Source organism: Paraburkholderia sp. GAS82, assembly GCF_050436285.1.
GTDB lineage: Bacteria > Pseudomonadota > Gammaproteobacteria > Burkholderiales > Burkholderiaceae > Paraburkholderia > Paraburkholderia phenazinium_B.
The window spans coordinates 251,557-263,642 of record NZ_JBNDLX010000005.1 but is presented as its reverse complement, the minus strand read 5'-3'; the positions used below and the strand labels follow the sequence as shown (position 1 = coordinate 263,642).

Genomic DNA, 12,086 nt, shown 5'->3' with positions numbered 1-12,086 from the left:
CGGCTATCGCCACCGTCACTTCGCCGACGTCTGCGCACCCCCCGCCGCACGATGCGATGGAGCGAACAGCCGCAAGCCACTGGCGATACTCGCCGCGCCGGCAAACACCGCACCCGCCGACAATGCTAGCGTCGGCCCATGGCGCCCGGCGATCCCAAAGCTCAGCGCCACCAGCGCGGCACCTGTCGTCTGACCCAGCAGGCGCGCGGTGGCGATGATGCCGCTCGCGCCGCCGCTGCGCTCGGGCGGGGCGCTCGCCATCAATGCCTTCAGGTTCGGCGACTGGAAAAAGCCGAAGCCCGCTCCGCACACCGCCATCCGGATGCCGATATCGAGCACCTGCGGATGCGCCGGCAAAAGCGCAAGCGAGACCATGCCCGCAGACAGCACCGCCAGCCCGATCGCGCCCAGCAGACCGGGGGGATAACGATCCGACAGGCGTCCAGCGAACGGCGCAGCCAGCGCAACGACCACAGGCCAGGGCGTCATCAGGAAGCCGGTCTCGACCTGGGTGCGATGCAGCACGTCTTCGAAATAGAACGGTAGAGAGACGAACGCCAGCCCTTGAGCGGCGAATGAACAGATCGCGGTCACCGCCGATAGCGCGAACACCGGCAGCTTGAACAGATCGACGGGCAGCATCGGCGCCGGGTGGCCGGCTTCACGCTTCATCAACAGCAAACCGAACACGACGGCAACCGCCGCAGCAATCAGCACATATTGCAGCGGCTCACGCTGCGCGGCTTCGCCAAGAGCGAAGATCAACGCGGCAAACGTGATCACGTTCAGGACGGCGGCGACCCGGTCGAAATTGTGAGTGCCGCGCGTGGTATGGGGCAGGGCCGGCATCGCGAACACCAGCGCGCCGATCCCAAGCGGAATGTTGACGGCGAACAGCCACGGCCAAGTGCCGAGCGAGAGGATCAGCGAGGCCACCGTCGGCCCCACCGCGAACGACACGCCGACCACTAGCGCGTTCAATCCGAGCCCGCGCCCGAGCCGGTGGGGCGGGTATAGATCGCGAATCAGCGCGGCGTTGACGCTCATGATCGCGCTGGCGCCCAGGCCCTGCAGCACCCGCGCCGCAGCGAGCAGCGGCAGCGTGCCCGACAGCGAGCAGGCGAGCGACGCAACGGTGAACACGGCGATCCCACTGAGATAGATCCGCCGATGGCCAATGATGTCGCCGAGCGCCGCAAGTGGCAGCAGGGTCGCGACTACCGCGAGCTGATAGGCATTGATGATCCAGACCGATGCCGCGGGCGCTGCGTGCAGGTCGGCGGCGATAGCCGGCAGCGCGGTATTGGCGATCGCCGTATCGAGCGTGGCAAGCGCGACGGCCAACATGAGCGCCGCCATCGCGCGGCGGTTGCTGGCGGACATCGGCGCGTCGCCAGGCGGGGCGTAGTCGGGGGAAAGCGGTGTGTTCACGGACGAGGGACAGGCTGTTCGGGTGGCGAGCGGGCAGGCGCGAGGCGATGAAGCGCTCGCCTTCCGGGACCGATGCAACCGCGCAGATCAAAGGGGCGCGCGGGCGCTTGACTGATGCGATGCGCCGACACGCTACGGATGAGCAGATTGTTACAGAGCGGGCAAAATCCTGCTGGCAGATACGCAGGGTGGCGCTTTTTACGGAATGGGAACCTTGGCAGTGAAACGCAACTAACGGTCAAGCCAGCACAGCGACCACAAGCACCGGCGCTTATGACTTCCGTAAGCCTTAAGCGAAAGAAGCCAACAAAATCGACAGCTTACGAATATGCGCCTTGAATGCCTCAGTCGTATCGCGCTCATGTCCCGAGCTCAAATGTGGCGCTTCGGCCAGTTCAACCTGCTGCTGGAATTCGTCGGCGATCTGGCGCCGCGTCTCCGGAGGAAGTGCCCGAATCAGCGAGACCAGCAGCAGTTCCTGGGCGTGGAACATTCCGAGCATGGATTGTGCGTTCATCTCGACCTCCGTTGTAGCAGGATGAAGAGAGCGGGCGCGGTGCATGCCTGCGCTGGCCATGCCGTCGTGGACCTGCCTTCTTCTTCCTCCATACTAGTGCAGGCAGGCCAGTCGATTGAGGCGCGCTTGCACCGTATGTGTGCTTAACTTGCTCTTGCGCGGCTTCAGCAGTCGCAGCAGGCATGTTGCATGCAACACCGGTGGCCCGGTGTCCCGGTGACGGGATGACGGAAATGTCCTACTCTGCATATTTACCCGCCTGACCGGCACGCGCCTCCCGTCCGTCATCTGTGCGGTTTGCGTGTGCTGTGTCGCAGCACTTACCGGAGGCCTCAATGACAGCCGTGGATCTGGAGTTCGACCAGCTCAACAGCACTGTCGATGCGCTACGGCGCTCAATTTCAAACCGCATGATGTACGGCGTCGGTAAGGACGCCGTCACTGCGCGTCCTCATGATTGGCTGCACGCCGCTGCGCTTGCGGTGCGCGACCGGCTGGTCGCCCGCTGGATGAAGACCACACGCCTGCAGTACGAGCAGGATGTGAAGCGCGTGTATTACCTGTCGATGGAATTCCTGATCGGCCGCACGTTCACCAATGCGCTGCTTGCGCTCGGCATCTACGAGCCGATGCGCGAAGCGCTCGCGGGCCTCGGCGTCGACATGGAAGCGTTGATCGAGATGGAGCCGGACGCGGCGCTCGGCAACGGCGGCCTTGGCCGTCTGGCGGCCTGCTTCCTTGATTCGATGGCGACGCTCGGCATCCCCGGCTTCGGCTACGGCATTCGCTATGAGTACGGCATGTTCCGTCAGCAGATCGTCAACGGCGAGCAGGTGGAAGCGCCGGACTACTGGCTGCGCGCGGGTAACCCGTGGGAATTTCCGCGCTCCGAGATCCAGTATCTGGTTCACTTCGGCGGCCGCACGGTACAGCGCGGCGACTACGTCGAATGGATCGATACCCAGCATGTCAACGCAATGGCGTATGACACGGTCATCCCTGGCTACGCAACGAGTGCGACGAACACGCTACGCTTGTGGTCCGCGCGGGCATCGGAAGAGCTCGATCTGTCAGCGTTCAACCGTGGCGATTACCGCAGCGCCGTCGACGCGAAGACGATGTCGGAGAACGTTTCGCGCCTGCTGTACCCGGACGACTCCACACCGGCGGGACGCGAACTGCGCTTGCGGCAGGAGTATTTCTTCGTCTCGGCGACGATGCAGGATCTGATTCGCCGCTATCAGCGCACGCATAGCACCTTTGGCCGCTTCGCCGAAAAGGTCGCGGTGCATCTGAACGACACCCACCCGGTGCTGGCGATTCCCGAGCTGATGCGCCTGCTGATCGACGTGCATCACGTGCCCTGGGACAAGGCGTGGGGGCAAATCCAGCAGATGTTCTCGTACACCAACCACACGCTGATGCCCGAAGCGCTGGAGACGTGGGATGTCGAGACGCTGGCGCGTCTGTTGCCGCGCCATCTCGAAATTATCTTCGAGATCAATGCGCAGTTCCTCAAGCATGTGAGCGAACAGTCCGGCCACGACGCCGAAATGATCCGGCGCATTTCACTGGTGGACGAATATGGCCAGCGGCGCGTGCGGATGGCTTATCTCGCAATTGTGGCAAGCCAGAAGGTCAACGGCGTCTCGAAGCTGCACTCGCAACTGATGACGCGCGATATCTTCGCCGACTTCGCGCGCATCTACCCGGAACGCTTTACCAACGTGACCAACGGCATCACGCCGCGGCGCTGGCTGGCGCAGGCGAGCCCGTCGTTGTCGTCGCTGATCGACGAGCAGATTGGTACCCACTGGCGCCGCGATCTGTTCGAGCTCGAGAGGCTGCGCGATTTGCGCAACGACAGCGCGTTTGTCGACGCGTTTCGCGAAGCAAAGCGGCAGAACAAGCTGCGCCTTGCGCATCACCTGGCTCACCATACGAAAATCTCGTTCGATCCAAACGCGTTGTTCGATCTGCAGGTGAAGCGTATCCATGAATACAAGCGGCAGCTTCTGAACGTGCTGCATGTGATCGTGCGTTACAACCAGATTCGCGCGAATCCTGAGCTTGACTGGGTGCCGCGCGTCGTGATGTTTGCGGGCAAGGCGGCTTCGGCCTACCGGATGGCGAAGACCATCATCAAGCTGATCGGCGATGTCAGCGAGAAGGTCAACCATGATCCTTTGATCGGCGATCGCCTGAAGGTGGTGTTCGTGCCGAACTATGGCGTGAGCGTCGCGGAACTGATCATTCCGGCTGCGGATCTGTCTGAGCAGATTTCGATGGCGGGTACGGAGGCATCGGGTACCGGCAACATGAAGCTGGCGCTCAACGGCGCGCTGACGATCGGCACGATGGATGGCGCCAACATCGAGATTTGCGATGCGGTTGGGCGGGAGAATATCTTCATCTTCGGTCATACGGCCGACGAGGTGGACAACCTGCGCGCAGCGGGTTACAGACCGCGTCAGCTATATGAGGAAAACCCCGAACTGCGCATGGCGCTCGACCAGATTCGCACGGGCTTTTTCTCGCCCGACGATCCGCTGCGCTTCTCGGACATCTTCCATACGCTAGTGGATTGGGGCGATCACTACATGGTCCTGGCGGACTTCGCGGCGTTTGCCGAGGCCCAGAAGGAAGTGGATGAACGCTTCCGCAACCCACGCGCATGGACCGAAAGCGCGATCGAGAACGTGGCCGGCATGGGGCAATTCTCGTCTGACCGTACGATCGGCGAGTATGCACGGGAGATCTGGCATGTGAAGCCGCTGGATATGTCGTAAGGAGTCAGCGCTGTGCCGCGAGGATGTGTGCGGCACAGCGTGAACTGAACTGTTGTTAAAAGACGCGCCGCGCGTCTCTAAGGGCAGATCAACGTGTGCGCGTAGCTGATGCGAACTTAACGTGCAAACGTCCAGCAACCATCTCTTCGCCGTCCGCGATGACCATCGTTTTGATGGTCATGTTTCTGTCGACCACAAACGGGCTGATGAACAAATTCGTCCCGATCGAAATTCGCGACGTCGTGTCTTCCGCGTCAGTTCGTGCCTGGATGTCGCGCTGAATTCCTGCAAGCGTTTTGGACGGAATCGGGTTGTCGATCAAGACACGGTCGCCCTCGCTGATCCGGACGGTCAGAGAGTGGAAGGGATGATCGGTATCCGTGATCGCAAAGGCTACGATGCAAAGCTTGGGTAGGACCGTCGGATTGGCGGGCACTAAAAGATCCCCACCGTAGAGCCCCATGATTGAAGTCTTGAAGCCTATTTCAACTCGTACGTCGTCGCAGAAATGACAAAAGGCATAGCGGGTCATTACTTCTCCGCGAGTGATTCATCGACTGCCTGCTCGATCAAAGGCCGAAGCTCATCCAGTGTGATGCCCAACGCGTCGGCCAACTGCACGGCGGTGGCGAACTGTATTTTTACCTTGCCTGCTTCAATTTTTGCGATGTGGGGTTGGCTCGTGCCGAGTTTCTCGGCGAGTGCCACCTGAGAAAGTCCCTTGCTGAGGCGCATCTGCGAAAGCGATGTTGGTGTTCCATAAAACTCGTTGGCCAGTCGCTTCCGTGCCGCGGACAAGCGAGAGGCGTACTCGGGATTGGCTTTTTCGCGGGCTGACAGGATGTTCGCGGCAGAGACTGCGCCGGGTCGCCGCGGACGTGCGGCTGCCTCACGGGCGTCGATCCAAAGTGCCAATGCCGAGGCGGACGACTGACACGTTTGAGCATCGCTAGTGACGAATAACGAGTCCCATGAACTCGTACTCGTCGCAAATTCGGCGGGTGATGTGGTGATCTGGCTCATAGTTGTAGGCGTTTCTGCGCAACTCTTCGTGAGATTTGTGGAATTGGTCGTCGCCGACTCATTCGCTACAGAATCCAGACAGAAAACGCTTGCGACACTGGCGATTCACGTTCCCTCACGGCGCCAACGTCTCCGAAGTCTTCACCGCATGCAGCCCCAACTGCCCGTGCTGGAAATCAAGCAGCACGTCAATGTTTTGCATTGCCGTCAGCCCCACCACGATCCGGTTCGCACCCGGCTTCGTCTTGGCGATCGTGATCTGCGCGCTCTCATAGCGATGTCCCCACGAACCGACGCCAAGCCCCACGTCGTAGTTACCTTGCGCGAGCACGTCATTCTCCTCGCCGTCGCCGGTCCAGTTGGGCGCCTTGTCGGTCTCTACGCGAATCATCTCGGTACTGCCGGTCGAGAACACCACCGGCGCGCAGAAGCGCATCTTGTCGGCAATCTGCACGCAACCCACCGGCCACTGCAGCGCACCGGCTTGCGACACCGTCATCGGAACCATCGTGAAATTGTGCGTGAGGCCCGGCGACGGGCTCAGGATCACAAAAGGTTTGTCGAAATTCGCATGCACCAGATAGCGCTGACCGAGATTGCCCGGCAATGCCCGCAGCGGATTCGTGCAGCAACCGTCGAACGGTTGTGCGGCGCCGGCGCCGAAGACACCTGAGAACGCAAAGCCGAACTCGCCCGTGTAGCCATCCATGGCGAGGCAGTGTTTGTTGTTGCGCTGACAGCGCACGTCGTTGACAGTTTGCGCGCTCACTTCAACCGGTTTGGTGCCAATCACGCTAATAGGCAGCCTGACAGACGGTCCGGAGACCTGGGCGCCATTCGCGAACGTCATGGACGTCGTGGCGCCCGTGACCGGATAGTTCGTTCCCGGCAACACCTTGGAGAGCACGCGTACGCCCTCGGTGCCGCTGTCGAAGGCCATGTAGACGGCTTTGCCGTCGAGCTGAACTGGCATGCCGAGCCGCGCGTGACCTTCATCGGCACGTTCGACATGCAGCGGGATCAGCACGCCGTCATTGCCGCCGTTAATTAGCGTGGCTGCGGGGGCGGGAGGCGTCGGAACCGGAAAGGTGACGCTGCAACCACTTAGCGAAACGACGCCGCCAGCAAGCGCCGCGACTGTGAAAGCACTCAGGAGATGGCTGCGAATGAAGCTCAGGGAATTTCGGGACAGCAGGGACATGGGGCACACTTTGCAAAAGAGCGTGTCCCAGACGGAGGCGGTGCATCGTAAACGGTGAGGCGAGCCGCAGTGACGAACTGTCGCGAAGGCCCGTCGCCTTGTGGGCGGTGGAATGGGGCGCTTGCGGAGCCTGCGGGAGGGAACGCGGGATCAACAGAACCGCAGACTCTACCCGCCTCCCTATACCGAAATGAAGAAAAATGTAACAGCTTGATCCGGATCAACGACCCAGCGAAAAATCACGTGGTTGGCGGATCACGCTTTCCACCGCACGGCCGAGGATGGCCCGGTCCAGCGCGCGGGCTAATGCGCCGATCACTTCATCGAGGGTGCGTGAGATGACTTCTACGCGAAAGGTGATGCGCTCGTTGCGCTTGTCGATGGTCACGACATAGAGCCGCAGATTCTTGCCGAGCGCGGCTTGCAACGCCCGCCTGCCGGTTGTCGAAGAGGTGCCGGGTACCGTCACATCGAGGGTGACGAGAGGTACACGGACTGGTGCGGAGGGTGCGGAAGAAGCAGGTGAGCGCAAACCTCGCGGGACGACCGTAGCAGGCGTGGCGGTGGACTGTAACATCGTGGGGCGCCGCCACGGAGGTCGGCGGCGTGTTGTGGAGACGAGTCCACTTTAGCCGCGCGAGTCTCAAGCGAGTGCAAAAGCTCGCCGTGTTCAGGTTAATTTTGTGTTAACGGGGGAGGGGCGGTGCAAACGGCGAGTGTCGGCGCTTTTTGCCGCTGCTTCTACCGCCGCGTTTATCACCTGATGCCGCCAGGTCAATCTTTCGGAGCCTGAGCCGGCGCTGCCGCCATCGTTTCCCGAACGGCCTGCGCCACCCGTTCGACGAACTCGAGATCGACGCTCGAAAGCGCCTCGCGCTCACCGCTGCTGGTCTGGACCATCAGACGATGCGTGACGTCCTGGGTGATCCACGTGAGCCAGCCCACCACCACCAGCATGATCCCGCAGACAATGCCGACAGATGAGCGGAACACGCCGCCGGCAATCGCGCCGATCAGGCCGATCACCGAGATCGCCACGGGCAGGATCTTGTTCTTTTGCACGGTAACGACGCGCACGCTCTGGATCTCGCGCAGCGGGAAAACCTGCCCGGCGGAGGAGAGTGCATTGCGCGTGACCGAGACGCCACGGTCGTTGAAGGGGATTTCCATCAGGTTGAATGCAAGCGGTAGCAAAGGGCGCAGGGTACCAGAAGCGGGGCGCGAGCAGGAAGGGGCGGGGTGACGCAGACGGTTACTTAAACGTACAAACGCCCGAACGAAGTGCCCATGACAGGCGCCTTCGTTCAGGCGTTTGCTGTTCTCACGGCACGTCCCGGGGGCGTGCTGCCGCCCGGGACGCAGATTCCGCTTAGAACTTGACGCGGATGCCCGCGCGAACTGCCAGCTGCGAGTCCGTACCGGAAACCGGCAGGTAGCTGCTCGTGCTCACGCCGATCTGCGATTGCAGGGCGGCGCCGTTTGCGGCCTTGCCCTTGGCATCCTGATACACGCCGAGCAGGTACACGTCGGTGCGCTTGCTCAGTGCATAGTCGACGCTGGCGTCGACCTGGTTCCAGTGACCGTTGGTCAGATCTTTCGCCTGCATGTACGTGTAGCCCAACGCGCCCGTCAGTGCCGGCGTGATCGCGTACTTGGCGCCCGCTTCATACGCATTGAACGTCGTCATGTGGCCGACGATCTGCTCGATGTTCGTGTGCGTCCACAATGCCCACAGCGTAGCCGGTCCGATCGAGTACTTGGCGCCGACGCCAGCCGTAGCCAGGTCCTTCGCAACGCCTGCCGCACCCGTAACCGACGATGCATTGGCGAGCGTCGTCGAGAACGACGGTGCTGCCGAACCCGGGAAGCGGATATCGGTGTACGCGGCGCCGATACCGAACGGGCCGTTGTTGTAGTTCAGGCCGAAGCTGTAGGCCGACGACGAACCGCTCGAACCCGGCGAGCCTTCAAACGCGCCAGCCTGGTTCGAGAAGCCGTACATCGCACCGAACGTCAGGCCGTAGAAGTTCGCGCTGGTGAACTTGACCGAGTTGTTGATACGGCTCGACGTGAGCTGATCGATATCGTTGATGTGGTAGCCGTAGTTGCCTGCGACGGTCTCGCCGCCGTTGGCATACGCGCCGCCCAGATAGTCGGTGGAGAACGAGTACTGACGGCCGAACGTGAGCGAGCCGATGGTGTCCTTCGTCAGACCGACGTAGGCCTGGCGGCCGAACAGTGCGCCGCCTTGACCCAGCGCGCCCGTGCCCGAATTAAAGCCGTTTTCCAACAGGAAGATGGCCTTCAGACCACCGCCCAGATCTTCGGAGCCGCGCAGGCCCCAACGGCTGCCTTGCGAGACGCCGTCACCATATTGATACAGACTTTTGCCGCCAGTGCCTGCATGGTTCACGTAGGTGACACCTGCGTCGATCAAGCCGTACAGGGTCACGCTGCTTTGTGCGTGAGCGGCGCCAGCGAACGCTGCGAGGATCGCGGTGGCTAAGACTTTCTTGTTCAAGAGATTCTCCGGTTTAAATGATGCAATCGCGCGAGAAGCGAACGCGCGCCTGACTCTTTTGGCCGGTCACGCGATGGCGTGAAATGTAAGGGAAGGGGGTGAAGGCTCTGTGACAGACATGTAATAATTGAAATCGTCGTACAAATGCAACAATTCAATTTCAAAACTTGAAATAGTCCGGCGCTTGGGCGTCGTTTGTGCGTATACCCTGAGTGCCTTCGCGGAGGGCGATGGGGATGGCTTGTGAGCCACGCGACTCTTCCTTTTTCTGTCTGCGCGACCGATAATGGTTAGGTAAACTAAATTATGCGGGGCGGCGTAAGTAACCAGTGAAGCAGCGGTGGCATCGGTAACGCCACCGCTCTCTCGCCGGTCAGTTCACACGGTCAGTTTGACAACAACGATCCCGAACGAAACGCCTTGGCCCCTGCAATACGGGCGAATTCCAGCCCGGCGGTCGCAAAGCGCGACAGGTGCCGCGCGTACATCACACCGGCCACGCTGCTCCTGAGCGTCACGACGCGATCCGTCAGCGGGTCGACAATATCGGCGATCTCATGGCCGGCGTCGACCCAGGTGCCGACTTCAGTGCGGTACACCAGTACGCCGCTGATCGGCGCGACGATCGGTTCAGCGCCGGCGAGCGGCGTGGCGGCGAACTCGAGCGCGGGCATCGGCGCCGCCGTACCGTCGATCACGCCGCGGTGCGTCAGATACTCGATGATCGCCTGCGCGTCGTGCTCGGCGAACTCATACGAAACGTTGCGCTGGCCGCGCAGTTCGATTGTCACCGACACCGAGCCGTTCGGAATCGGGAAACGGTCGCCGTAACGGCCGCGCAGATCGGACCAGCAGAAGCTGTGGATCTCGTCGAACGGATTGCCGACGGAATTCAGCGCCAGCAACGACGCCTTGGCTTCCAGATAGCGCGCGAGCGGCTCGACCTCCGTCCATAGGTCCGGATTGGTGTAGATGTGCATGGCCGCTTCCCAGTCGCAGTGCAGGTCGAGCACGACGTCGGCGTCGTACGACAGCTTCTGCAGCGCGAGGCGATGCGATTGCAGTTCTGTTTCCGGCTTGATTGCGTCGAGCGCCTCGCCCGTCGCGGCGCGGATCGCCTGGCGGTTGTGCTCGATGTCGTCGGTCAGGCGCGCTTCGATCACCGGCAGGACGAGGGCTGCCAGATCATGGAAGTTGCGGTTGAAGTTCTGCGCGGTGGTGGCTTCGAAGCGGCCCATGTGATGGCCGAGAAAGTGCTGGTTCAGGCCGATCGGGTTTGCCACCGGCACGATCACCACCTCGCCTTTGATCTTGCCGGCGGCCTCGAGCGCTTCGAGCTTGCGGCGCAGGGCCCAGGACACCAGCATGCCGGGCAGTTCGTCGGCGTGCAGCGAAGACTGGATATAGATTTTTTGCCCGCCGCCGGGACCGTAGTGAAAACTCGTCAGGTTGCGTGCGGTGCCGAGTGTCGGGGAAATCAGCGGATGGGTTAGCGTTTGCATGGTCTCTGAAGCGCGGCGACCTCGCGGGGAGTCGCGCTATGTCGTTGATTTCAGTTTGGAAAATCGAATTTTGCAGCGGCTTGCAGTGCGTCGGGCATGGCCGGCGCCGCGAAGCGTAATCGCTCGATCTTAGCCGATAAGCGAACGCAATGTGGAGTAGCCCACCAGCGCGAGCGGTGATTGCACGCTACCCCAAACGAAACGGGCCCCGCCTGGAGCGGAGCCCGTTTGAGCCACTTCGCGGTGGCGCGGCCAGCCGCGCCAGCTGCGATCAGCTGCCGTACACGTCGAACGTGAAGTACTTGTTCTCGAGCTTCTTGTACGTGCCGTCCTTGATGATGTCGGCAATCGCCTTGTCGACCTTGGCCTTCAGGTCGGTGTCTTCCTTGCGCATGCCGATGCCTGCACCATTGCCGAGGACCTTCTCGTCGATGATGTCTTTACCGGCAAACTCATAGCCTGCGCCACGCGGGGTCTTCAGGAAGCCGATGTCCGCTTCAACCGCGTCTTGCAGCGATGCGTCCAGACGGCCCGACAGCAGGTCGGTGTAGACCTGATCCTGGTTCTGGTACGAGATCACCTTGGCGCCCTTCGGCTCCCAGTAGGTCTTCGCGTACGTTTCCTGGATCGTGCCTTGTTCGACGCCAACCGACTTGCCCGCCAGCGATGCCGGCGTCGGCTGCAGACCCGAACCCTTCTTGGTCACGAGGCGCGTCGGCGTGTTGAACAGCTTCGACGAGAAGGCGATCTGTTCCGCACGTTGCGGCGTCATCGACATGGACGACAGCACGCCGTCGAACTTCTTCGCCTTCAGTGCCGGGATCATGCCGTCGAAGTCGTTTTCAACCCATACGCATTTTGCATTCAGACGCTTGCAGATTTCATTGCCGAGGTCGATGTCGAAACCGACGAGCTTGCCGTCCGAACCCTTCGATTCAAACGGGGGATAGCTGGCGTCGACACCGAAACGGATGGTGGTCCAGTCTTTCGCATGTGCGCCAATCGAGACGGTGGCAAGCAGAGCAACCGTCAAAGCCGCTAGCAGTTTTTTCACTGTTTTACTCCTCGGTGGTAGTTCGTGTTACTCCCGCGGACGGTTGTG

General features: G+C 61.5%; 11 protein-coding genes. 1 reads left to right on the top strand and 10 read right to left on the bottom strand.

The features are described 5' to 3' along the window. Positions 1–15 precede the first annotated feature (15 nt). A complete protein-coding gene (locus P3T17_RS17615) occupies positions 16–1,383 on the bottom strand; it encodes an MFS transporter (RefSeq protein ID WP_429285969.1) in 1,368 nt (455 codons plus the stop codon). A 337-nt stretch (positions 1,384–1,720) separates the two neighbouring features. Further along, the gene (locus tag P3T17_RS17610) at positions 1,721–1,948 is read right to left on the bottom strand and encodes a hypothetical protein (protein ID WP_074269091.1); all 228 of its coding nucleotides are present in this window, start codon (positions 1,946–1,948) and stop codon (positions 1,721–1,723) included. Positions 1,949–2,283: 335 nt separating this feature from the next. Between P3T17_RS17610 and P3T17_RS17605 the strand changes: the two genes are divergently transcribed. Next, complete coding sequence (locus P3T17_RS17605; RefSeq protein WP_429285968.1) at positions 2,284–4,737, top strand: glycogen/starch/alpha-glucan phosphorylase; 2,454 nt, start codon at positions 2,284–2,286, stop codon at positions 4,735–4,737. An 88-nt stretch (positions 4,738–4,825) separates the two neighbouring features. Here the strand turns inward: P3T17_RS17605 and P3T17_RS17600 are convergent, their stop codons facing one another. The 8 genes from P3T17_RS17600 to P3T17_RS17565 form a co-directional block, all read right to left on the bottom strand. After that, the gene (locus tag P3T17_RS17600; protein ID WP_429408200.1) at positions 4,826–5,269 is read right to left on the bottom strand and encodes a hypothetical protein; all 444 of its coding nucleotides are present in this window, start codon (positions 5,267–5,269) and stop codon (positions 4,826–4,828) included. Further along, positions 5,269–5,760, bottom strand: a complete 492-nt coding sequence (locus tag P3T17_RS17595; protein WP_429408198.1) for a helix-turn-helix domain-containing protein — start codon at positions 5,758–5,760, stop codon at positions 5,269–5,271. Before P3T17_RS17595 ends, P3T17_RS17600 begins: the two co-directional genes overlap by 1 nt. A 115-nt stretch (positions 5,761–5,875) precedes the next feature. After that, the gene (locus tag P3T17_RS17590) at positions 5,876–6,961 is read right to left on the bottom strand and encodes a hypothetical protein (RefSeq protein ID WP_429408196.1); all 1,086 of its coding nucleotides are present in this window, start codon (positions 6,959–6,961) and stop codon (positions 5,876–5,878) included. Positions 6,962–7,181: 220 nt separating this feature from the next. After that, a complete protein-coding gene (locus P3T17_RS17585) occupies positions 7,182–7,538 on the bottom strand; it encodes a hypothetical protein (RefSeq protein ID WP_429408193.1) in 357 nt (118 codons plus the stop codon). 197 nt (positions 7,539–7,735) lie between these two features. Continuing rightward, entirely contained in the window at positions 7,736–8,131 is a 396-nt protein-coding gene (locus P3T17_RS17580; protein ID WP_429408191.1) for a DUF6232 family protein, read from the bottom strand. Between the two features lie 199 nt (positions 8,132–8,330). After that, entirely contained in the window at positions 8,331–9,482 is a 1,152-nt protein-coding gene (locus tag P3T17_RS17575) for a porin (protein ID WP_074269084.1), read from the bottom strand. A gap of 386 nt (positions 9,483–9,868) precedes the next feature. Further along, positions 9,869–10,984: a succinylglutamate desuccinylase/aspartoacylase family protein gene (locus P3T17_RS17570; RefSeq protein ID WP_429408189.1), complete on the bottom strand. Its 1,116-nt coding sequence runs from the start codon at positions 10,982–10,984 to the stop codon at positions 9,869–9,871. 271 nt (positions 10,985–11,255) lie between these two features. Continuing rightward, entirely contained in the window at positions 11,256–12,038 is a 783-nt protein-coding gene (locus tag P3T17_RS17565) for an ABC transporter substrate-binding protein (protein ID WP_074269082.1), read from the bottom strand. Positions 12,039–12,086 lie beyond the last annotated feature (48 nt).

Coding starts and splice junctions, on each gene's coding strand:
- P3T17_RS17615 (WP_429285969.1), bottom strand. CDS start 1,383: ATGTCCGCCAGCAACCGCCGCGCGATGGCGGCGCTCATGTTGGCCGTC.
- P3T17_RS17610 (WP_074269091.1), bottom strand. CDS start 1,948: ATGAACGCACAATCCATGCTCGGAATGTTCCACGCCCAGGAACTGCTG.
- P3T17_RS17605 (WP_429285968.1), top strand. CDS start 2,284: ATGACAGCCGTGGATCTGGAGTTCGACCAGCTCAACAGCACTGTCGAT.
- P3T17_RS17600 (WP_429408200.1), bottom strand. CDS start 5,269: ATGACCCGCTATGCCTTTTGTCATTTCTGCGACGACGTACGAGTTGAA.
- P3T17_RS17595 (WP_429408198.1), bottom strand. CDS start 5,760: ATGAGCCAGATCACCACATCACCCGCCGAATTTGCGACGAGTACGAGT.
- P3T17_RS17590 (WP_429408196.1), bottom strand. CDS start 6,961: ATGTCCCTGCTGTCCCGAAATTCCCTGAGCTTCATTCGCAGCCATCTC.
- P3T17_RS17585 (WP_429408193.1), bottom strand. CDS start 7,538: ATGTTACAGTCCACCGCCACGCCTGCTACGGTCGTCCCGCGAGGTTTG.
- P3T17_RS17580 (WP_429408191.1), bottom strand. CDS start 8,131: ATGGAAATCCCCTTCAACGACCGTGGCGTCTCGGTCACGCGCAATGCA.
- P3T17_RS17570 (WP_429408189.1), bottom strand. CDS start 10,984: ATGCAAACGCTAACCCATCCGCTGATTTCCCCGACACTCGGCACCGCA.